The sequence below is a fragment of the Streptomyces atratus genome (assembly GCF_014648655.1).
Lineage (GTDB): Bacteria > Actinomycetota > Actinomycetes > Streptomycetales > Streptomycetaceae > Streptomyces > Streptomyces atratus.
Window position 1 is genome coordinate 510,280 of sequence record NZ_BMRN01000003.1, and the last position, 19,802, is coordinate 530,081.

At 70.1% G+C, this 19,802-nt stretch carries 21 protein-coding genes and 2 pseudogenes; 20 read left to right on the top strand and 3 right to left on the bottom strand.

Going from position 1 to position 19,802, the window contains the following annotated elements; translation table 11 throughout:
- The first annotated feature begins 67 nt into the window (after nucleotides 1-67).
- Together hutH and IEZ15_RS44515 are read left to right on the top strand one after the other, a co-directional pair.
- Nucleotides 68-1,618 carry a histidine ammonia-lyase gene (gene hutH / locus IEZ15_RS08005; protein WP_114246286.1) on the top strand — a complete coding sequence of 517 codons (1,551 nt, stop codon included), beginning with the start codon at nucleotides 68-70 and terminating at the stop codon, nucleotides 1,616-1,618.
- Nucleotides 1,619-1,755: 137 nt separating this feature from the next.
- Nucleotides 1,756-2,224: pseudogene (locus IEZ15_RS44515) on the top strand (helix-turn-helix domain-containing protein); the annotation flags it as partial.
- Nucleotides 2,225-2,655: 431 nt separating this feature from the next.
- Here the strand turns inward: IEZ15_RS44515 and IEZ15_RS08010 are convergent.
- Nucleotides 2,656-3,288, bottom strand: a complete 633-nt coding sequence (locus tag IEZ15_RS08010) for a 4'-phosphopantetheinyl transferase family protein (protein ID WP_229845779.1) — start codon at nucleotides 3,286-3,288, stop codon at nucleotides 2,656-2,658.
- Nucleotides 3,289-4,077: 789 nt separating this feature from the next.
- Between IEZ15_RS08010 and IEZ15_RS08015 the strand changes: the two genes are divergently transcribed.
- From IEZ15_RS08015 to IEZ15_RS46995, 18 genes and pseudogenes are all read left to right on the top strand, one after another.
- Complete coding sequence (locus IEZ15_RS08015) at nucleotides 4,078-5,037, top strand: helix-turn-helix transcriptional regulator (protein WP_229845780.1); 960 nt, start codon at nucleotides 4,078-4,080, stop codon at nucleotides 5,035-5,037.
- Nucleotides 5,034-6,011, top strand: coding sequence for a helix-turn-helix domain-containing protein (locus IEZ15_RS08020; protein ID WP_229845781.1), 978 nt, complete (start codon nucleotides 5,034-5,036; stop codon nucleotides 6,009-6,011). Before IEZ15_RS08015 ends, IEZ15_RS08020 begins: the two co-directional genes overlap by 4 nt.
- A 270-nt stretch (nucleotides 6,012-6,281) precedes the next feature.
- Nucleotides 6,282-7,229, top strand: a complete 948-nt coding sequence (locus IEZ15_RS08025) for an ACP S-malonyltransferase (RefSeq protein WP_114246288.1) — start codon at nucleotides 6,282-6,284, stop codon at nucleotides 7,227-7,229.
- A 2-nt stretch (nucleotides 7,230-7,231) separates the two neighbouring features.
- Entirely contained in the window at nucleotides 7,232-7,999 is a 768-nt protein-coding gene (locus IEZ15_RS08030) for a thioesterase II family protein (protein WP_189275301.1), read from the top strand.
- A gap of 297 nt (nucleotides 8,000-8,296) precedes the next feature.
- Nucleotides 8,297-8,551 (top strand): acyl carrier protein, encoded by a 255-nt coding sequence (locus IEZ15_RS08035; RefSeq protein WP_114246290.1) that lies wholly within the window; start codon nucleotides 8,297-8,299, stop codon nucleotides 8,549-8,551.
- 60 nt (nucleotides 8,552-8,611) lie between these two features.
- A complete protein-coding gene (locus tag IEZ15_RS08040) occupies nucleotides 8,612-9,874 on the top strand; it encodes a beta-ketoacyl-[acyl-carrier-protein] synthase family protein (RefSeq protein ID WP_189275303.1) in 1,263 nt (420 codons plus the stop codon).
- Nucleotides 9,868-11,013 carry a beta-ketoacyl synthase N-terminal-like domain-containing protein gene (locus IEZ15_RS08045; RefSeq protein WP_114246292.1) on the top strand — a complete coding sequence of 382 codons (1,146 nt, stop codon included), beginning with the start codon at nucleotides 9,868-9,870 and terminating at the stop codon, nucleotides 11,011-11,013. Before IEZ15_RS08040 ends, IEZ15_RS08045 begins: the two co-directional genes overlap by 7 nt.
- Nucleotides 11,010-11,963 carry a beta-ketoacyl synthase N-terminal-like domain-containing protein gene (locus IEZ15_RS08050; protein WP_189275305.1) on the top strand — a complete coding sequence of 318 codons (954 nt, stop codon included), beginning with the start codon at nucleotides 11,010-11,012 and terminating at the stop codon, nucleotides 11,961-11,963. Before IEZ15_RS08045 ends, IEZ15_RS08050 begins: the two co-directional genes overlap by 4 nt.
- A complete protein-coding gene (locus tag IEZ15_RS08055; protein WP_189275307.1) occupies nucleotides 11,963-12,814 on the top strand; it encodes an alpha/beta fold hydrolase in 852 nt (283 codons plus the stop codon). The genes IEZ15_RS08050 and IEZ15_RS08055 overlap by 1 nt, the downstream gene beginning before the upstream one ends.
- Nucleotides 12,811-13,782 carry an acyl-CoA thioesterase family protein gene (locus IEZ15_RS08060; RefSeq protein WP_189275309.1) on the top strand — a complete coding sequence of 324 codons (972 nt, stop codon included), beginning with the start codon at nucleotides 12,811-12,813 and terminating at the stop codon, nucleotides 13,780-13,782. Before IEZ15_RS08055 ends, IEZ15_RS08060 begins: the two co-directional genes overlap by 4 nt.
- Before the next feature lie 245 nt (nucleotides 13,783-14,027).
- Entirely contained in the window at nucleotides 14,028-15,128 is a 1,101-nt protein-coding gene (locus IEZ15_RS08065; RefSeq protein WP_189275311.1) for a beta-ketoacyl synthase N-terminal-like domain-containing protein, read from the top strand.
- A 61-nt stretch (nucleotides 15,129-15,189) separates the two neighbouring features.
- On the top strand, nucleotides 15,190-15,429 hold the full coding sequence (locus IEZ15_RS08070; RefSeq protein WP_114246297.1) for an acyl carrier protein: 240 nt from the start codon (nucleotides 15,190-15,192) through the stop codon (nucleotides 15,427-15,429).
- Nucleotides 15,429-15,887, top strand: a complete 459-nt coding sequence (locus IEZ15_RS08075; RefSeq protein WP_189275313.1) for a 3-hydroxyacyl-ACP dehydratase FabZ family protein — start codon at nucleotides 15,429-15,431, stop codon at nucleotides 15,885-15,887. Before IEZ15_RS08070 ends, IEZ15_RS08075 begins: the two co-directional genes overlap by 1 nt.
- Entirely contained in the window at nucleotides 15,884-16,363 is a 480-nt protein-coding gene (locus IEZ15_RS08080; protein WP_114246299.1) for a 3-hydroxyacyl-ACP dehydratase FabZ family protein, read from the top strand. Before IEZ15_RS08075 ends, IEZ15_RS08080 begins: the two co-directional genes overlap by 4 nt.
- 9 nt (nucleotides 16,364-16,372) lie before the next feature.
- Nucleotides 16,373-17,119: a 3-oxoacyl-[acyl-carrier-protein] reductase gene (fabG, locus tag IEZ15_RS08085; protein ID WP_189275315.1), complete on the top strand. Its 747-nt coding sequence runs from the start codon at nucleotides 16,373-16,375 to the stop codon at nucleotides 17,117-17,119.
- A gap of 85 nt (nucleotides 17,120-17,204) precedes the next feature.
- Nucleotides 17,205-17,825, top strand: a complete 621-nt coding sequence (locus IEZ15_RS08090; protein ID WP_114246301.1) for a 2-hydroxychromene-2-carboxylate isomerase — start codon at nucleotides 17,205-17,207, stop codon at nucleotides 17,823-17,825.
- 57 nt (nucleotides 17,826-17,882) lie between these two features.
- Nucleotides 17,883-18,095, top strand: a complete 213-nt coding sequence (locus tag IEZ15_RS08095) for an MbtH family protein (protein WP_189275317.1) — start codon at nucleotides 17,883-17,885, stop codon at nucleotides 18,093-18,095.
- A 264-nt stretch (nucleotides 18,096-18,359) separates the two neighbouring features.
- Nucleotides 18,360-18,812 (top strand): annotated as a pseudogene (locus IEZ15_RS46995) (condensation domain-containing protein); the annotation flags it as partial.
- A gap of 146 nt (nucleotides 18,813-18,958) precedes the next feature.
- Here the strand turns inward: IEZ15_RS46995 and IEZ15_RS46695 are convergent.
- The gene (locus tag IEZ15_RS46695; RefSeq protein ID WP_308427388.1) at nucleotides 18,959-19,126 is read right to left on the bottom strand and encodes a hypothetical protein; all 168 of its coding nucleotides are present in this window, start codon (nucleotides 19,124-19,126) and stop codon (nucleotides 18,959-18,961) included.
- A gap of 50 nt (nucleotides 19,127-19,176) precedes the next feature.
- Nucleotides 19,177-19,740 (bottom strand): DUF3995 domain-containing protein, encoded by a 564-nt coding sequence (locus IEZ15_RS08105; RefSeq protein ID WP_189275320.1) that lies wholly within the window; start codon nucleotides 19,738-19,740, stop codon nucleotides 19,177-19,179.
- Between the last annotated feature and the right edge of the window lie 62 nt (nucleotides 19,741-19,802).

Sequence of the window (19,802 nt, forward strand, 5' to 3'; positions counted from 1 at the left end):
GATCGGTAAGGGGTCAACCGTACAACCACTAGTGACATGAAGGGATTCAATCCGTACGCTTCTGAATATGGATATGCATACAGTCGTGGTGGGGACGTCCGGTACCACCGCTCAGGACGTCATCGCCGTGGCCCGCGGCAACGCTCGTGTCGAGCTCTCCGCGGCCGCCGTGAGCGCACTCGCCGCCGCCCGCGAGATCGTGGACGCGCTCGCCGCCAAGCCCGAACCGGTCTACGGCGTCTCCACCGGCTTCGGGGCGCTGGCCAGTCGGCACATCAGCCAGGATCTCCGCGCACAGCTCCAGCGCAACATCGTCCGCTCGCACGCCGCCGGCATGGGCCCGCGGGTCGAGCGCGAGGTCGTCCGCGCCCTGATGTTCCTGCGGCTGAAGACGGTCGCCTCCGGGCACACCGGCGTACGGCCCGAGGTGGCGCAGACCATGGCCGACGTCCTCAACGCGGGCATCACCCCCGTCGTCCACGAGTACGGCTCGCTCGGCTGCTCCGGCGACCTGGCCCCGCTCTCCCACTGCGCCCTGACGCTGATGGGGGAGGGCGACGCGGAGGGCCCCGACGGCACCGTGCGCCCCGCCGGTGAGCTGCTCGCCGCCCATGGCATCACCCCGGTCGAGCTGCGTGAGAAGGAGGGCCTCGCCCTCCTCAACGGCACGGACGGCATGCTCGGCATGCTCGTCATGGCCCTGGCCGACCTGAAGAGCCTCTACACCTCCGCCGACATCACCGCCGCCCTCTCCCTGGAGGCACTGCTCGGCACGGACAAGGTGCTCGCCCCGGAACTGCACGCCATCCGCCCGCACCCGGGCCAGGGCGTCAGCGCCGACAACATGCTGCGGGTGCTCGCCGGGTCCGGCCTCACCGGCCACCACCAGGACGACGCCCCGCGTGTCCAGGACGCCTACTCCGTGCGCTGCGCGCCCCAGGTCAACGGTGCCGGACGCGACACCCTCGACTACGCCGGGATCGTCGCGGACCGCGAGCTGGCCTCCGCCGTCGACAACCCCGTCGTGCTGCCCGACGGCCGGGTCGAGTCCAACGGGAACTTCCACGGCGCCCCCGTCGCCTACGTACTCGACTTCCTGGCGATCGTCGCGGCCGACCTCGGTTCGATCACCGAGCGCCGCACCGACCGGCTGCTGGACAAGAACCGTTCGCACGGACTGCCGCCGTTCCTCGCCGAGGACGCCGGTGTGGACTCGGGCCTGATGATCGCCCAGTACACCCAGGCCGCCCTGGTCAGCGAGATGAAGCGGCTCGCCGTCCCCGCGTCGGCCGACTCGATCCCGTCCTCCGCGATGCAGGAGGACCACGTCTCCATGGGCTGGTCGGCCGCGCGCAAGCTGCGTACCGCCGTCGACAACCTCGCCCGGATCGTCGCCGTCGAGCTGTACGCGGCGACCCGCGCCATCGAACTGCGCGCCGCCCAGGGCCTCACCCCCGCGCCCGCCTCGCAGGCCGCCATCGAGGCGCTGCGCGCGGCAGGTGTCGAGGGCCCGGGACCGGACCGCTTCCTGTCGCCCGACCTGGCCGCGGCGGACGCGTTCGTACGTGCGGGGAAGCTGGTCGCGGCGGTCGAGCCGGTGACCGGACCGCTGCTCTAGGTGTTCCGTCCATGAAGGTTGGTGACGGGGTTCACGGTTGGGTGATCTCGAAATGGGTGAGGGCCTTCTGGCCTGGTGTGGATTGCGACATCTGCACCGGCGACCGGAGGGCCCTCATGCTTCACTGAGATGCACCCCTGACTGAGACCGGTCGCCTGCGCCTGGGCCGCTGCGTGGTCGAGGAGGGCAGAGCGCTGCGGCGGGCTGCCGAGCGCTTCCAGATATCGCCCACAACGGCCCGGCGTCGGACGGACCGTACCGGCTGTTCGGCGAGGCGGGCATGGCGGACCGTTCGAGCCGTCCGCACACGAGCCCTCGCCGCCCCCGGCCCGGATCGAGCGGCGGATCATCAAGGTCCGGCTCCTGCGCCGGTGGGGACCGGACCGCATCACCGGCCTCTTCGGCCTGGCCCCTTCGGCCGTGCACCGGGTGCCGGCCCGCTTCGGTCCGGCCCGGCTCACGCACCTGGACCGCGCGACCGGCCGGCCCATACGCCGCTACGAACGCGAACGGCCCGGTCAGCCGGTCCACGTGGACATCAAGAAGCTCGGCAACATCCCCGACGGCGGTGGCCACAAAGCGCTCGGCCCCCGAGCGGGCCGCAAGCCCCGGTCCGGCGCCCGGCAGGAGCCTGTCATCGGCGCGGAGCTGACCGGGGCGTCGCGTCGGTCCACCGAACGGGGCGCGAAGGCGGTACAGGAGCGCTGCGTCCCGCAGTGGGAAGCGGTCCGGCAAGCACTGGCGCACCGGACACGCCGGGGTGGCGCCGCAGCTGCGCGGAGTCGTCCGGCAGCAGCGTGGGCGCCAGTAACTCCCAGGAATAATTAGTGAGTTCACGAAAAGGCCCGGAGGCGGCCGGTGATGCGGAACTCGTGCCACTGCAACGGGCGTGTCCTGTCGGTCCCATGTCCGACGGAAGGCGGCCGGGGAGACATCGCGAATCGCTGTCACGGCCCCCCGGGCGGCCTGCGTGGGTCCGGTGGATTTCCCTGCCCGTCCACGGTTTCCTGGCGATTCGGCAACATGCGAGAAGGTAATCAATCGACGGCCGGGGGGGCGATGTGTGGAAGCCCCGGATCGGACTGTGAGAAGCGCCGAGTTGTCACTCCTGGGTATTCAGGATTTATGCGATGTGGTTCAAAATTAAACAGCATGGGTGCCGAGGTGGAACCGGGCGGTGAATTGATTCGGTGGACGCCTTTCCGGTCCGCGTGCCGAAGTGACTTCTCCGGGGTGGGCTCAATTTCCGGGTGAGCGCGCAGTCGGACCGGGTCGGCTGTCCCGGCGGGGATGGCTGAGGAGGCTGTCCAAGGTGTCGGTATCGGCAGGTCGGTGACAGACCACGCTTTGGCCGTTCCGGGCACCCCGGCGGCGACCGTGATGGTGCCGGCAGTGGCTGGATGCGTCTCCACCCGGTCCAGCGGAACCGTGTTGCCGACGCCGACCGCCTTGAGTGCGGCCCCCTTACGGGGCCGGCAGTCCAGGAACGCCTGGCGCAGCGGATCCCCGGCGAGCCCGTCCGGTTGCCTCACCTCGGACGGGGTGGGGGTGGCCGGCGCGAGCTCGTCCACGCGGATGTCCCGTGCCCGTTCGACATCGACGCCGACCGGCGCACCGGCCGCGGCGAGCATGTCGCAGCCTGAGGTGTGGGAGATGCTGATCCAACACATGACCTGCGGGTTCAGTATCGTCGGCGGGCCGTGCTCCTGGTCCCCGCAGCCCGGACACGGCCTGCGACCCAGGTGGATCCGCTCCGGCGGCGCGCCCGGCAGACCGGCCAGGACGCGGCGCACCGACGCCCGGTTGCCGACGAACCCCGTGGCCCCGGCCGGGGAGCGGATGCGTCCCGGACGCCGCAATTCGGAGTCGTCCAGGAGGGCCGGGTTCGCGGTCAGGACGGTCGTCGCACCCCGCCACCACCACGCGGCCGCCCCGGATGCCCGGGAGCTCGATGGCTTGTTCTGTACTGAGCTGAGGCACGGTCATGTGTCGAGACGTCAGGTCGGCCGCCCCGGCCGGCCGGCGACCGGTGACAGCTAGTGGACAGCGACACGCCGCGAACATTGCTCGCTGTCATCATATGAGTGTGATCCGTGTCCGAGCGGAGGCCGGTCCCCGGGGGGTTACAGGGGAGTGCTGCAACTTGCTGACACCCGGCCGGTGGTTCGGGGGGATGGTTGGCGAGGTCCGCTACGGAGAACGGACTTTATCGGGGGCGCGTCCGCTGCCCGGCGTTGACTTAGTTCGCGACCAGCCCATAATGTCGGGAGTTCAAAGGTTAGGTGGCTTGACCTCCCGCGGTCGGGCACGTCGCGTCGTGAATTTTTCCCGACGGGTGAATAGGCAATGAATTCGTGGTGATTGAGAAAAAGTTATTGCGTTGTGAATCCCCCCGGGGGTTGGGGTTGAGGGAATGTGATTCCTGATGTCGAAGTTACTGGCTTCGTCCTCAACGGGGGATGAGTATTTCTTCCGCTGAACATTACGGGGAAATGATCGGTGCAATGAAGACTTCCACGTCTAAAACTTATGGTGAAGGCCTGATTCCGGTCGCGATCGGAACAGCTTCGGGGGGTATGGCGGCGGCCCGACCGGCCGATTGCCCCGCCAATACCGCCGAAGGCATCAACAGCATGGAAAGCGCGTTGCTTCAGGCCCGTGCGCTGATCGAATCGACGATGTCCCTCCATCGGACCAGGCCGACGCGCGAAGCCCTTGTCATGCGTGCAGAAGATGCCGACGTCGACGAAACAGCCGCCCGTCTCATCGGGTTGGCACGGCACTCCGTCTCCGCGTCCCTGTTCGCCGACGGGAACGTCTCTGCCGTGTTCGAGGCGCTCGCCGCCCACGCGACCCCCTCCCGGGAGCGTACCGAGCGGAGCGGGGCCGGCGTCCGGGGCGGTCCGACCGTCCGACTGCTGTGCACGCCGCAGGCGGTGAGCAACGGCATGCCGAGCGCCGCCGACTTCCGGGGCACCCGGTGCGAGATTCGGGTTACCGAGGGCGAGTTGCGCGGGATGCTGATCGTCGACAGCCGAGTCGCCCTCATACTGGCCTGTCCGGAGAGGGCGGGGCACGCCGCGGTCGTCAAGGACACGGCGTCGGCGCGCGCCCTGGACCTGCTTTTCGCCGGATCGTGGGCCAACGCCCGGTCACTCGCCGAGCACCAGCGCATGAGCGCGCGGCTGCGGACGGAGTCTGCGCGGCGCATCCTGGAACGGCTGCGTGAGGGCCGCACCGATGACGTGGCGGCGCGCGAACTTCAGGTGTCGCTGCGCACGTACCGCCGTCATGTCGCGGAGATCATGCGCGAGCTCGGGGCCAACTCCCGTTTCCAGGCCGGGGTCCGAGCCGTGGAGATGGGTCTGCTGCCCCAGCGCACCGACGCTCCCCTGCTGCAGAGAATCACGACGTCATGACCGATTCCTATCCTGTCGGACGGCCCCGTCCCGACCCCGCCGAAGACGCCGGGGATCGGAACGAACAGCCCGCGGACGACCTGGAGCAGACGCTCATGGAGGTCCGCCGGCTGATCGAGGCGACCGTCGTCAAGCACCGCGACCGAGTCGTGCGGGACTCCCTGATCACCACCGTCACCGCCGACTGCGGCGAGTTGGAATCGGTCGCCCTGCGACTCGTGTCCGAGGCCGAGCGGACCATCGACATCGTGCTGACCGACTCGGAGTACGCCGAGGCGATCCGCTCCGTGTACTGGGAGCTGGCGCCCTGCCGGAAGCAGATCGAACTTCGGCTCCTGTGCACCCAGGCGATGCTCGACGACGGCGTGGTCCAACTCCACATGCTGGAGGGCCTTCCGTACGAGGTGCGGGTGGCCAGGGTACCGATGCTTCAGGCGTTGATCGTCGACGGGGCGGCTGCTCTCGTGACCGCGCAGTCGGTCATCGGACGGCGGGCCTCGGTGATCCGCGCCACGACCGTGACCCGCACACTGGGCACCCTCTTCGATGGGCTCTGGCGCCACGCGGTCCCGGTCGAGGAACGGATCGACTTCGGTGACCGCGTCCGAGCGGACGCGGCCCGGCAGATCCTGGACTGCCTGCAGGTCGGCATCACCGACGAGGCCGCCGCGCGCGAGCTCTCCGTCTCGGTGCGCACCTATCGCCGGTACGTCGCGGAGATCATGGCTCTCCTGGGGGCGAGTTCCCGCTTCCAGGCGGGAGTTCGCGCAGCCGAGCTCGGGTTACTTCCCAAGGGAGGGCAGAGCGCCGCTCACGCACCCGCCGGGCTGCGCAAGGGGGGACTCGGACTGCCGGTCCAGCGTAGTTCGCGACGGCAGGACGTACCGGCCCGGGAATCCGTGCGGGAGGCGAGCGACACCGACGGCACGCCGTGCCCGCGCAACGGCCCGTCCGGCACTGGCAGCTTCCTGTAGCCCTCGTTGCACCCGGTCGGTGGCGCCGGTTACACATGGACGACACGGGCGGCGTCCGCGTCACACGGACGTCCGAACGCCCCGAATCCCAAGAACTCCGGCGGCCGTTGTCTTTCCTGTGCCGCCGGTGACCCGGTATGCGGCGCAGCGTCGGGGACCTCACTCCCCGGGCCCGCGGCGAACCGGCAAGCGGGGTCCCGTCACCCGAACCTCACCCCGCCGGGTGCGGGCCCCGTTTCTGCCCATGTGTCGCGTGGAAGGTGTGGACAGTTGAACCCGACGCCGATCGGTCTGGTGTTCCCCGGGCAGGGGACGCAACGTCAAGGCATGGGCGATCCCTGGCGGGACACAGCCGCATGGAGCCTGGTCGACGAAATCTCCCGGCACTGCGGCGAGGACATCGAGGAGCTGCTGCTGCGCACCCCCACCGACGAGCTGCGTCGGACCGACCTGGCGCAGCTCTCGGTCTTCGCCGTGGCTGTGATGGCCCACGCGGAGGCTGTCCGGTGCGGGGCGCTGGACGGCGCAGTGGCGTGCGCGGGGCACAGCCTGGGGGAGTACGCAGCACTGGTGGCTGCCGGAGTGCTCACGCTGCCGGACGCCGTCACCCTGGTGGCGGACCGGGGGCGGGCCATGCGCGACGCTGCGGAACGCCGCCCGGGCACCATGGGTGTGCTCGTCGGGGCCGGACTTCCGGAGGTCGAGGGACTGGCCGCAGGGGTGCGGGCCGAGGGCCTCGACGTCTGGGTGGCCAACGTCAACGCCCCCGGCCAGGTCGTGCTCTCCGGCTCCGAGGACGGTGTCGGGAGGGCGGCGGAACTGGCTCCGGGCATCGCGGCCAAACTGATCCGCCTGTCGGTGGGCGGCGCCTTCCACAGCCCCTTCATGGCGCCCGCGGCCGAGCGTCTGGCCCGGACCCTGCGGGGTGTGACGTTCGCCCCCGGGCACCTCCCGGTGGTCGCCAACGTGGACGCCGAGCCGCATCCCGGCGACGGGAACTGGCCGGAGCTGGCCGTGCGGCAGCTGGTGTCCCCGGTGCGTTGGGAGGAGAGCGTGCGGACCCTGACCGGACGGCTCGGCTGCCGGCGGCTCGTCGAGCTGGGACCCGGGCGCGTACTGACGGGCCTGATCCGCCGGATCGCTCCCGACGTCGAGGTGACCGCCATGGACAGCCCCGCAGCCCTGGACCGACGTCCCCCGACACAAGAAGACCGGTAGCCGTGAACACCCTGAGCGACAACACCCGCAGCGACCAGACGTGGTTCCGGCGGTACGCCCCGACTGCCGCGCCGCGCATGCGACTCCTGTGCCTGCCGCACGCCGGCGGCACCGCGAGCTTCTACCACTCCTGGGGAAACGCCTTCGGCGACGACGTCGAGGTTCTGATCGCCCGGTATCCCGGACGCCAGGAACGGATCGCCGAGCCCTGCTTGGAGAGCATGGAGGAACTGGCCGACGCGGTGACCGCCGCCGTCCTGCCCCACCTGGACGTACCGCTGGCCATCTTCGGCCACAGCATGGGGGCCTCGCTCGCCTACGAGGTGACGGTCCGTCTGGAACGGGAGCACGGCTACGGCCCGAGCGTGCTCCTCGTCTCCTGCCAGCGGCCGCCCCACGGGCAGCGGCCGCGGAACGCGCATCTGGGCGGTGAGGAGTCCGTCCTCGCCGAGGTCCGCAGGCTCGGCGGCACCGACGCCGCACTGCTGGAGGACCCCGACCTCCGGGAACTCGTGATGCCTGCGCTCCAGGCCGACTTCGCCATTGTCGGGCGGTACGCCGAGGGAGGACCCCGGCCCGCCGTGCCCGTGCGCTGTCCGGTCATCGGTTACGTCGGGGACCGCGATCCCAACGTGACCGCGCAGGAGATGAGCGCCTGGTCCGGAGTCGCTCCGAGAGGCTTCGAACTGCGGGTGCTGCAGGGCGACCACTTCTACCTGGTGCCGCGGAGGGACGAGCTCGTCGCCGATCTGACATCCCGTCTGCGCTGAATCCGGACCTTGCCGGGCCCGGTGCCGGGCCGCCTCGGGCGTCCCCGTCCGTGCGGGCCGCGGCGGTCCCGCGTCGCCTGTCGGCCGGCGGCCCGGGGCCGCCGAACGATGCCGGCGTCGAGCGGTGAGGCGGCCGAACCATGCCGTACTCCGGCTGTTTCCGCTGCCCGCAGAAAGTCTGCAACTTACTTGGCAGCTTTTTGCAATGCGGCTTGCTGAAGTGGATAGCCGTGTCTTAGAAATCTCAAGGAAGTTGCTGAAATTGCCTTTGGGGCAATTCGTGAAAGGGATACAGGCGTGGCTGCTGAAACGCGTGAAGAGCGTCTTGTCGTCATCAAGGAAATCGTCTGCGACATTCTTGAGATCGAGGAGGACGAAGTCTCGGAAACCAGCCTTTTCAAAGAGGACCACAACGCCGACTCGCTCCGCGCGATCGAGATCCTCGCGGCCCTGGAGAAGGAGTTCGGCGTGGTCATCAACCAGGCCGAACTGCCGCGGATGGTGAACCTCACGGGCGTGTACGAGGTCGTTTCGGAGCCGGCCGGCTGGTGATCCGCCCGCGGAGCCTTGAGGCGGCGCGCGCGTAGGTCGGACGTGGACAGGGAGGTAGGCATGTCGGCAGTGCACGACGCCGGTCCGGGGACAACGGGGCGGCACCGCGTGGTTCTGACGGGACTCGGAGTGGTCTCCAGCATCGGGCTGGGGGTGAAGGAGTTTCTCGGAGGACTGCGGGAGGGCCGCAGCGGGGCCCGGCCCATCACGGTGTTCGACACCGAAGGGTTCGCCCACGCGAACGGCTGCGAGATCGTCGAGTTCGATCCGCTGGACTGGATCCGTACCCTGGACGCGCAACATCTCGGCAGGGCGGCACAGTTCTCGGCCGCCGCGGCCCGGATGGCCTTGGAGGACGCAGGGCTGGATGCCGCCGATCTGCGCGGCCGACGCGGCCTGATCTCCATCGGCACCACCGACGGCGAATCCTACGACCTCGATCAGCTGGTCGAGGACGAACTCAAGGGCGGAGCCGGGGCGTTCGACCCGGTGGCGGCCCGGAGGATTCCCGCCGGGCGGCTCTCGGTCGCCATCGCCCAGGAGCTCGAACTGGCCGATGCCGAAGCCGTCACTGTCCCGACCGCCTGCGCCGCCGGCAACTACGCCATCGGCTACGGCTTCGACGCCGTGCGCTCCGGCGAGGCGGACTACGCGTTCTGCGGCGGCGCGGACGCCATGTGCCGCAAGACGTTCACCGGTTTCTACCGGCTGGGAACCATCGCGCCGGAGCGTTGTCAGCCCTTCGACGCCGACCGCAAGGGCATTCTCACCGGTGAGGGCGCCGGGGTGCTCGTCCTGGAACGACTGGAGTCGGCCCTGGAGCGCGGCGCCACCATCTACGCCGAGGTGCTCGGCTACGGCCTCAACTGCGACGCCCACCACCAGGTGGCGCCCAACCGGGCGAGCGTCGCGCGCTGCATGGAACTCGCCCTGGACAACGCGGGCGTGAAGCCGGCCGAAGTGGACCTGATCTCCGCCCACGGGACGGGGACCAGGGCAAACGACATCACCGAGGCCGGGGCGATCCGCGAGGTGTTCGGCACGCCGCCGCGCACCGTCTCCATGAAGTCGATGCTGGGCCACAGCATGGGCGCGGCCAGCGCCCTGGGCGCCATCGGCTGTGCGCTGGCGATCGCCAACCGCTTCATCCCGCCCACGATCAACCACGTCACCACTGACCCGGAGTGCGATGTCGACTGCGTGCCGAACCAAGCCGTAGAGGCCGACCTCAAGGTCGTCCAGAACAACGGCCTGGCGTTCGGCGGCAACAACGCCGTGGTCCTCCTCGGCCGGTACGACCGACCCGAGGAGGAAACATGCTGAGCCGTTCGATCATCGGGATGGGCGCCGTGGCCAGCACCGGGAGGGGAGTCCGGCCGCTCTTCGACAACCTGTGCCGGGGCCGCACCGGGCGCGCCGAGCTGCGAGGTTTCGACCGCACCCGCTTCCGGGCGCAGCACGCCTACGAGGTGGACGACCGCCCGGCGGAGGGCCGGGACGTGCCCGCCCGCGCCACCGCGCTGTTGATCGACGCGATCGGGCAGGCGGCGGCCGACGCGGGCCTGGGCGAGGATCTCTCCGGCGTACCGATACTCATCGGCACGGGGCTGCGCGAGCTGCGCTCCCTGGAGCTCTGGTGGCGTGAGGGCACCGATCTGGACGACACCGGCCTGCACTTCGGCACCGCACTGCGCGAGCGGTTCAACGCCGATGTGACGCACACCTTCTCCAACGCCTGCTCCGCCTCGCTGTACGCCCTGGCGCTCGGCTCGGACCTGCTGGCCGAGGAAGGGGACCACGCGCCCGGCACGGTCGTCGTCGCGGGCGTGGATGTGCTCACCGAGAGCATGTACGGCCTGCTGGAGCGTGTCCACCCGGCCCCGCCGGACCGGGTGCGCCCCTTCGACCGGGACCGCACCGGAGTCCTCATGGGCGACGGCGCCGCCGCCGTTGTGCTCAGCCGGGACGCCGGCGGCAGGCGGGCGCACGCCCGGCTGCGCAGCGTCGCCGTCAACTGCGACGCGTTCCACGTCACCGCACCCTCCCCGGAGGGCATCGCGAAGGCGATGCGCACGGCGTACGACATGGCGGGCGTCAAACCGAAGGACATCGATCTGGTGATGCTGCACGGCACCGGGACCCTGCTCAACGACGAGGCCGAGGCGACGGCGATGGCCGATGCGCTGGGAGACGCCGCGAACGGTCCGCTGATGACGGCGATCAAGTCGATGACCGGTCACACCTCGGGCGCTTCCGGCCTGATGGGACTGGTCATGGGCGTCACCTCGCTCAACGAAGGACGCGTCCCGCCCACCGTCGGCCTCGAACAGCCGGTGGAGGAGGCCGCGGAATTCCGCTTCGTGACCGGTGACGCCGCGTCCGCGTCGATGAATGTGGCGCAGCTCAATGCATTCGGATTCGGCGGCATCAACGCCGTCGCCATTGTGGAGGCCGCTCCGTGAGCGTCGTCATCAGCGGTGTCTCGGTCCTGATACCCGGAGCTGACGGTGCCAAGGCCCTGGCCGCCGGCCCCGAGCCGGGTGCCGGGCCCGTCGAACCGGCCGCCCTGGTGGGCAAGAAGGGCCTGCGCTACAAGGACCGGGCCACCCAACTCGGCTACTGCCTGACCTCCGCGGCCCTGGCCGACGCCGGTCTCCTCGGTGAGGACGCCATGGCGGTCGGCGGGGACATCGGCGTGGTCGTCAGCTCCAACTACGGCAACCTGGACACCGTCGTCCGTGCCCTGGACACCTTGCGGGAGGGCACCGTCACGGCGACCAGCCCGATGGACCTGCCGAACGCGTCCAGCAACGTCATCGCCTCCTCGGCGGCCATCCGCTACGGCCTGCGCGGCCCCAACCTGATGGTGTGCAACGGCGCGACCTCCGGTCTGGACGCGGTCAACTGGGCCGTCACCATGATTACGGCCGGACGCGTGGACCGGGTCCTCGTCGTCGGCGTGGAGCCGGACAACGACGTCGTTCGCCGGCTGCTCGGCGGCCGGCACGCCGTCGACGGCGGCGCCGCCGTCGTCCTGGAGGACGCGGGGGCGGCCCGTGCCCGCGGCGCGACCGTCCGCGCCGTACTCGGCCGGTACGTCCGCACGGCCGGTGTCGGTGCCGTTCTGGAGCGGCTGGCCGCCTCCGGTGCGCCGGCCCCGGCCCGGTGGCAGCTTCCTGACGCGACCCCCGCCGGTGTCGGCGCCGACCTGCTGCCGGGAGTGGAGCGGGCCGCCCTGCCCGAGCACTCCGGCCGCGGCTCGGGCGCGCTCGGTGTGCTGCAGTGCGCGACAGCCGTCGGCCTGTTCGACGAGGGCGGCTGGGGGCCTGTGTTCGCGGTCTGCGGGACCGACGAGGACGACGCCTCAGCCGGACTCGTGCTGCTGGCGCCCCCGGCCCCGGAGGCCGTCTGATGAAGGCGCCCGACAGCGTCGGCCCCAGCACGGTCCGTCGGCGCACCGCCGGCCTCGGCGGACCCCGGCTGCTGCTGATCCACGGACTGGCCGAGAACGACAGCGTCTGGGACCGCAGCGCCGAACTCCTGCCCCCCGAGTACGAGGTGTGGTCGGCCCGGCTGCCCTGGAGCGCCGAGGGTGTGCCGGACTGGGGCACCGACAGTGATCTCGTCGGTCCCCTGGCCCAGGTGCTGGCCGCGGTGCCCGGTGGCCCGGAGATCGTGGTGGCGCACTCCATGTCGGCGGACGTCCTGCTGGACCTCGTCGACCGGGAAAGCCGGCGGGGCGGCGACGCCCTCACCCGATTCGGGATCCGGGGCCTGGTGCTGGTGTCGCCGTTCTACCGGCGCACCGCCGAGGAGTTCGACTGGGACACCATCAGCTACTACCTCAACGACTTCCACCTGATCATGGAGGAGGGCCTGCGGGTCCACTCCGGCGACCGGCTTCCCGCCTCCCTGCGGGCGGCAATGGGGGAGCGGGTACGGGACCGGGTGGGCCCGTACGGCTGGCTGCGCTTCTTCGAGCTCTACCTGCGTACTCCGCAGCTCCAGACGGGCCGGGTCACCGTGCCCTGTCTGGTGCTGGGGGGCGAGAAGGACTTCGCGGCACCGCCCGGCGAGAGCGTGGCGCTGGCCGCCGCGCTGCCGGACGCGCGGGCACTCGTCCTCCCCGGCTGCGGGCACTTCCCGATGATCGAGGAAGCGGAACGCTTCGCCTCCGAGACCGTCACTTTCGTCAACTCCCTTGGGACCGGCGCTCCACAGCGCGAGCCCGTCCCCGACACAGCTCTGGAGCACCGTCGATGACCATCGTCACCGAGACCGCCGTCAAGGCGCTCCTCGCCGAGACGACCTCCGTCCAGGTCCGCCCCCGCTACGAGGGCTCCAACATCTGCACCTGGATCGGCTTCAAGCACGTGAACTACATGGTCGAGGAAGCGGTCCTCGACCACTTCCGGCAGGCCGCCCTTCCGGCCCGTGGCCTGTACGAGGAGCACGGCCTCGGCCTCGACATCGTCGGGATCGACACCCGCATCCTGCACGCCTTCCACATGGACGACATCGCCACCGCCGAGGTCGTCCCGTTCACCAAGGACGCGGACGGCACTCTGGGCTTCAAGGTGATCGTGTCCGTAGAACGTGACGGGGAGATCCTCAAGGCCGTCACCTCCAAGGTGCGCGTGTCACTGCGGATCGACACCTATCTCGACTCCGCAGGTGAGGTGCCCGACGGGCTCGCCCGCTTCGCCGTGGACCGGCTCGGGGCCGACCTGGAGCCCGCGCCGCTCACCCCGTTCACTTCCGAGGACACCGTCCTGGACGAGCTGCTGGAGGGCAAGAACGCCTACGGCTGGAAGTGGAACATCCCCTACCCGTACTGCCACTTCACCGAGCGCCTTCAGATGTCCGGTTACCTGCGGCTGATGGAGGAGGGCAAGGACCGGTTCGTCGCCGACCGCGGTATCTCCATCAAGACGCTGCTGGACGACCGCCGGTGGATCCCCGTCGTGCCGCGATCCGAGATCCGGATCCTCGACGAGGCGATGATGGAGGAGGACCTCTACACCACCTACGAGGTGGAGGACGTCTTCAAGGACTTCACCTACACCACCCGGATGAACTGGTACGTCGTCCGCGACGGCAAACTCCTCAAGACCGCCACGGGCACCATCGTGCACGGCTACGCGGTCATCAAGAACCGCCGTGACTGGAGCCTGGAGAACTTCGACCAGCACGTGCTGGACGCGCTCAACGGCACGACACGGCAGCCATGAGCCGGTACCCGCGCTGCGGATCGGCAGCCGCACCCTGGACGCCCTCAGCGACCCCCACCGCGACCTGCGCGTCCTGAGGCCGGGGTCCGGGTCCACGCCGAGAAGTCGGCCCCGGCCGCACACGGCCCGGCCCCGGACCGGGCTGCTGGACGGGGTACTGACGGCCCCCGACGGCAGCACGGCCCTGCGCCGGCCCGAGTACCGAATGGTCTGTTACCTGTGAACCGAAGGGAAGCGTGGCGGACATGACCACCACCGCAACGGGCGCCGGGCGCCCTGTCATCACCGCGTGGTCCGCGGTGTCGCCGTTCGGCATCGGCCGGACCGCGTTCGCCGAGGGGGTGCGCGAGCGACGCCCCACCGCCGTCGTACTCGACGACGCCGGCGCCGCCGGGCCCCGGGACGAGGCCTGCGTGGTCCCCGCCTTCGAGGTCCGTACGGTGCTCGGCAAGAAGGGCACCCGGTCCATGGACCGGGTCACCGGGCTGGCCGTCACCGCCGTCGGGGCGCTGCTCGACGACACCGAACGAAGCCGGGCCGTCGGCACCGGCGAGGGCGCCGCGCTGGCTCTGGGCACCACCACCGGCAGCGCCCAGAGCATGATGGACTTCACGCGGGAATCGCTCACCGGCGACCAGCCGTTCTTCGTCGACCCGGCCCGCTTCCCGAACACCGTGATGAACTGCGCGGCGGGTCAGAGCGCCATCTGGTACCAGCTGAAGGGTCCCAACACGACCATCGCGGGCGGCCGGACGGCGGGGCTGCACGCTCTCAACTACTCCCGCCGGCTGCTGGCCGCAGGCCGTGCCCAGACCGTGCTGTGCGGCGCCGCCGAGGAGTACTCCACCGCTCGCGCCTGGCTGGAGCACCACTCCGGTGACGGCGCGCGGACCGCGCCGCTCGGCGAGGGCTGCGCTGTACTCCTCGTCGAACCCGCGGCCGGGGAGGACGCCGGACAGCCGGTCCTGGCCGAGATCCTCGCCGTCGAACTGGGCGTCGTACTGGGCGACGACGTGGCCGGCAGCCTCATGGCCTGTCTGCGCGGCGCACTTCGCCGGTCCGGTGCCGACCTCACGGAGATAGCCGCGGTCGCTCGCTGCGGAGCCCCCGGCGCGGAGGGCGACGCCGAGACCGCGGTCGTCAGCGAGCTGCTGGCCGATGTGGAAGCGGCCGACCTCACTCAGGTCGGGCTGATCGGCGACACCGGCGCCGCCTCCGCCGCCTTCCAGGCCGTCGCCCTGCTCGCCCACGCCGAGGACAACCCCGCAGTGGCCGGGAAGGTCGGCCTCGTCACCTCCGTCGACCGGACGGGGACCGTCGGCTGCGCCCTGCTCCGGCTGCGCTGACCGGCCGCCGGCCTGCTCCGCCGCCGAAACCGAAGACCGAAACGCTGAGAGAGGTACCACCGTGCTGGACAAGGAAGAACTGCGCTCGACGGTCGCCCAGGTACTGGACGCCGAGGTCGCCGAGGTCACCGATGACGCCCTGTTCGTCGATGACCTGGAGGTCGACTCCCTCATGGCCCTGGAGGTCGTGGTCGTCCTTGAGAAGAAGTACGGGGTGAAGCTGCCGGAGTCCGAGCTGCGGCAGATCGTCACCCTGCAGAGCGCCTACGACCTGCTGGCCGGAAAGCTGCAGGACGCCTGATGGAGGTCCTCGCCGCGACGCGTGCGGGCGCCCCGGCCCCCCCTGCGACCCCGGCCGGTCCCCGGGCGGCCGGCCTGCTCTCCGGTGCCGTCGAGGTCCTGCCGCCGGAGAAGGAAGGGCGTACCTCCACCCGGTTCACCGTGGCCGCGGACGAAGCGGTGCTTCCCGGCCACTACCCGGGCTTCCCGATCTTCCCCGGCGTGTGCCTCGTCGAGTACGTGCACCTGAGCGTGCTCGCCACGGCACCCGCCGAGGAGCCCGCCCCGGAGCTCGTGGCCGTAGAGGCCACCCGGTTCACCGGGCCCGTGTACCCGGGCGACGAACTGGCCGCCGACATCGACTGGAAGCCGGTGGACGGCATGGCGTGGCAGTGCCGGGCGAAGATCCGCTCCGGCCGGGGCGACGCGGCGTCGGTGCGCCTGCGCTACCGCCGTACCACGGACGGAGCGGGGACATGAGCGGACAGGCGGAGATCCGCGGCAGGCTGCCGCACCGCTACCCCATGCTGCTGGTGGACCGGGTCACGCATGTCGATCCCGGCCGCGGACTGACCGCCCTCAAGGCGGTCACCTGCAACGAGCCCTGGTACGCGGGCCTGGGACCGGACACCCCCGAGGAGGGTTTCGGATACCCGAAGCCGCTGCTCGTGGAGTCCTGGTGCCAGTCCGCGGGCGTCCTGGCCACGTGGGAGGAGCCCAACCCCGACGTGCTGGCCGGCCGGGTCATGCTCTTCGGCGGCATGACCGGGGTCGAGTTCCACCGCACCGTCCTGCCCGGCGACGTCCTGGAGCATCGCGTCCGGGTCGAACGCAGGGTGGACGACACCGTGATGTTCGAGGGCGAGAGCCTGGTGGGCGGCGAGACGGTGATGACCGTCGGCCGGATCGTCATGGCCTTCCGCCCGGCCGAAGTCCTGCGACCCGAAGCGAGCTGAGCGAAGATCATGCAAGACAACACCCCCCGGGTGGCACTCGTCACCGGCGGATCACGCGGCATCGGACGGGCGTGCGTGCTGGCCCTCGCCCGCGACGGATTCGATGTCGCCTTCTGCTACCGCTCCAACGACGAGGCGGCCCGGCAGCTGGAGAAGGAGGCCGCGGAACTCGGCGTACGCGTCATGGCCCGGCGCGTCGACGTCGCCGACGGCCCCGCCGTGCGCTCCTTCGTCGAGGAGGCGGAGGACACGCTCGGCCCCGTCGACGCGGCGGTCACCGCCGCCGGCATCACCCGCGACAACCCTCTGGTGCTGATGGACGACGAAGAGTGGCACCAGGTCATCGGCACCAACCTCGACGGTGTCTACCACCTGTGCCGCGCGGTCGTGTTCTCGATGATGAAGCGCCGCACCGGGGCGATCGTCAACATCTCGTCCGTCGCGGGGGTGTACGGCCATGCCAGTCAGAGCAACTACTCCGCCTCGAAGGCGGGCATCATCGGCTTCTCACGGTCGCTGGCCAAGGAGGTCGGCCGGTCAGGGGTCCGCGTCAACGCCGTCGCCCCCGGGTTCATCGACACCGACATGGTCGCCGCGATGAACGAAAAGGCCCGCAAGGACATCACCCGGACGATCCCGCTGCGCCGCATGGGCCGTGCCGAGGAGGTCGGCGACCTCGTGGCGTATCTGGTGTCGGACAGGGCCGAGTACATCACCGGTTCCGTCCTGCAGATCGATGGTGGCATCACCATCTGACCACCGGACGGCCCAAAAGACCCGGCCGTCCGCCTCCGGCCCGATCCGTGACCGGCGGCAGCACTCAGCATGTTTGGAGGCGGTGATGGCCCGACGGAGGCCGCGCTGGTACTTCTCGTTCCGCAGCCCCTATTCGTGGATGGCCTACCGGGACCTGATGGCCGACCACCGGGACGTCGCGGAACGCATCGACTGGCTTCCCTTCTGGGAGCCGGACGAGACGGCGAGCGGCCACCTGGAGCAGGCCGGTATCCATCTGCCGTACGTGGCGATGTCGAAGGAGAAGCACCTCTATATTCTCCAGGACGTGCGGCGGCTCGCCCGCGACCGCGGCCTGGAGATGGTGTGGCCGGTCGATCGCCACCCCCGGTGGGAGGTGTCGCACCTGGCGTACCTGGTGGCCGACGAACTCGGCCACGGACGTGAGTTCATCGCGGCGGTCTACCGAGCCAGGTGGGAGGAGGGACAGGACATCTCCGACCCGGCCGTCATCGCGGACATCGCCGAGCGGATCGGTCTGGACCCGGTGCGCCTGTCCACCGCGTACGACGATCCGGCCGTACGCGAGCACGGTCTCGGAGCCCTCAACTCGCTCTACCGCGACGGCGTCTTCGGAGTCCCGTTCTTCATCGACGGCTACGAGAAGTTCTGGGGAGTGGACCGGCTGCCCGGCTTCGCCTCCTCCGTCCGCTCCGGCATCGCCTGAACCAGCCCCCAACCCCCAACTCCCAACCCCCAACTCTCAGCAGCGAAGGAGCCCGATATGGCGACCAACCCGTTCGAAGACGACAACGCGAGCTACTACGTCCTGGTCAACGAGGAGAACGAGCACTCGCTGTGGCCCGCGTTCGCCGAGGTGCCTGCCGGCTGGACCGTGGTGTTCGGCGAGGAGGCCCGGCAGGCATGCCTCGACCACATCGCCGAGAACTGGACCGACATGCGGCCCAAGAGCCTTGCGATGGCCATGGACGCCTGACAAGGACGTCGTAAGGGTGCGCGGCCCGGCAACCGGCCGGGCCGCGCACCGCACAGAGGGCTCGGTGGGCGGGTGCGACGCCCACCGAGCCCTCTCTGTATACGGGGAGCCCGGACCGGGCGGTACGGCAAACCGCGTGACAGTCCGCCGGTCGGCCCGTCACGGCGGTGCGACAACGGGCTTCCCGGTGTCAGCTTGATGCAGCCGCCATTGTTTGTCTTTTGAAGCCGATGCGACAGTGCTCGGAATTGACCGGCGTCGGCCATGTCCGGTCGCGGGACTCAACCGCCGGGATACCTGCCGCAAACACACTGCGCAATCCCTGCCGGGGCGACCCGCTGGAGTTCGAAGCGAATCACGCTCGCTGGTGACGGAGTACGGCTTACGTCCGCGCAGCCGGGAATCCGGTTCGCCCAGCAACTCGACGCGTCGAATCCGATCTGCAACGCCGGCGAATACCTGGAAATTCACCGGTCCGTCGATGTCACGGTATTCGAGGCCGCGCTGCGACGGGTTGTGGCCGAGGCGGAGAACCTGCGCGTCACCTTCGTGGAGACGTCCGACGGACCCCGCCGGTACGTCCACCCGGACCCCGAGTGGCAGCTGAAGATCATCTCCGTGAGCGGCGAGGCCGACCCGCAGGAGGCCGCCGAGGCATGGATGCGCTCGGACCTGGCGCACCCTCAGGACCCAGCAGTCGTCCCGCTGTTCCTCTTCGTTCTTTTCCGGGCCCCGACGACCGCTGGTTCTGACGGCACCCGCCGGTTGCATATCACCGGGGTCACCGCCCACCGGCCCAGGCCTGGGCCTGGGCCGTCCAACAGGCACGAAATCTCGCAGCCGGCCCGGGCACGCGCTCGGAGTCACTGCGCTTCCTGCTGCGCGACCCCGATGACAAGCACGGCGTGGCCTTCGACGCGGTCTCCGCAGCCGAAGGGATGGAGATCCTCAAGAGCGCGCCGCGAGCGCCGCGGATGAATGCCCACTGCGAGAGGACCATCGGCAGCATCCGGCGTGAGGCCCTCGATCACGTCCTCATCATGGCGAGGCTCACGCCCGAAGCTCCGTGTTCTCCGACGGATCAGTCCCGGACCGCGGCGGAGGCGGTGCGGGTGGACCTGGCGAAGTACAACGACGCGACGATGAACATGATCGCTTCGACCAGGAACCAGGGCTCGAAGATCAGCAGGTCCGTAAGGATCAGCTTTCGCTCGTCCACCCGGGCCCAGGGAGAGAGGTCCAGTTCGTACCTCCCCGCCAGGGCGAAGGGCTTGGTGGCGTACCCGTAGATCACGTGCAGCCCCGGGACGACATACCCGACCGCCGCCACGGCCAGGACCAGGCGGCGGGGGAGGCGGCGTCCCCATGGCTGCACCAGTGCGAGGCCGAGCACGGCCGCGATGCACAGCACCACCGAGGCGCCGACGTTGGCGATGATCCACCCGCCCTGTTCCTTGAACACCCCCGGCATGCCGAAAGTTCCTCCGGCGGCCCAGTAGACGTGTGGCACCACGTAGAGCGACGACCAGACGCAGATGCCGTACCCGGCCCAGCGCCCCCGTCGCGGCGAAGAGTCATCCGGCGGCGCGGCTGCGGAGGCGTCCTGCCTCTGTCCGGCGTCGCTCCCGACGGCTGCTTCGGTCATGTGCGTCTCCTTGTTCCTGTTCTCCGGGCGTCCGGCGGTACTACGGCCGCACCCGCGTGGAT

What these genes read in the sequence shown, in the direction of transcription:
- hutH (WP_114246286.1), top strand. Translation starts at nt 68, where the DNA reads ATGGATATGCATACAGTCGTGGTGGGGACGTCCGGTACCACCGCTCAG.
- IEZ15_RS08010 (WP_229845779.1), bottom strand. Translation starts at nt 3,288, where the DNA reads ATGTGTTGGATCAGCATCTCCCACACCTCAGGCTGCGACATGCTCGCC.
- IEZ15_RS08015 (WP_229845780.1), top strand. Translation starts at nt 4,078, where the DNA reads ATGAGTATTTCTTCCGCTGAACATTACGGGGAAATGATCGGTGCAATG.
- IEZ15_RS08020 (WP_229845781.1), top strand. Translation starts at nt 5,034, where the DNA reads ATGACCGATTCCTATCCTGTCGGACGGCCCCGTCCCGACCCCGCCGAA.
- IEZ15_RS08040 (WP_189275303.1), top strand. Translation starts at nt 8,612, where the DNA reads ATGTCGGCAGTGCACGACGCCGGTCCGGGGACAACGGGGCGGCACCGC.
- IEZ15_RS08045 (WP_114246292.1), top strand. Translation starts at nt 9,868, where the DNA reads ATGCTGAGCCGTTCGATCATCGGGATGGGCGCCGTGGCCAGCACCGGG.
- IEZ15_RS08055 (WP_189275307.1), top strand. Translation starts at nt 11,963, where the DNA reads ATGAAGGCGCCCGACAGCGTCGGCCCCAGCACGGTCCGTCGGCGCACC.
- IEZ15_RS08060 (WP_189275309.1), top strand. Translation starts at nt 12,811, where the DNA reads ATGACCATCGTCACCGAGACCGCCGTCAAGGCGCTCCTCGCCGAGACG.
- IEZ15_RS08065 (WP_189275311.1), top strand. Translation starts at nt 14,028, where the DNA reads ATGACCACCACCGCAACGGGCGCCGGGCGCCCTGTCATCACCGCGTGG.
- IEZ15_RS08075 (WP_189275313.1), top strand. Translation starts at nt 15,429, where the DNA reads ATGGAGGTCCTCGCCGCGACGCGTGCGGGCGCCCCGGCCCCCCCTGCG.
- IEZ15_RS08080 (WP_114246299.1), top strand. Translation starts at nt 15,884, where the DNA reads ATGAGCGGACAGGCGGAGATCCGCGGCAGGCTGCCGCACCGCTACCCC.
- fabG (WP_189275315.1), top strand. Translation starts at nt 16,373, where the DNA reads ATGCAAGACAACACCCCCCGGGTGGCACTCGTCACCGGCGGATCACGC.
- IEZ15_RS08090 (WP_114246301.1), top strand. Translation starts at nt 17,205, where the DNA reads ATGGCCCGACGGAGGCCGCGCTGGTACTTCTCGTTCCGCAGCCCCTAT.
- IEZ15_RS08095 (WP_189275317.1), top strand. Translation starts at nt 17,883, where the DNA reads ATGGCGACCAACCCGTTCGAAGACGACAACGCGAGCTACTACGTCCTG.
- IEZ15_RS08105 (WP_189275320.1), bottom strand. Translation starts at nt 19,740, where the DNA reads ATGACCGAAGCAGCCGTCGGGAGCGACGCCGGACAGAGGCAGGACGCC.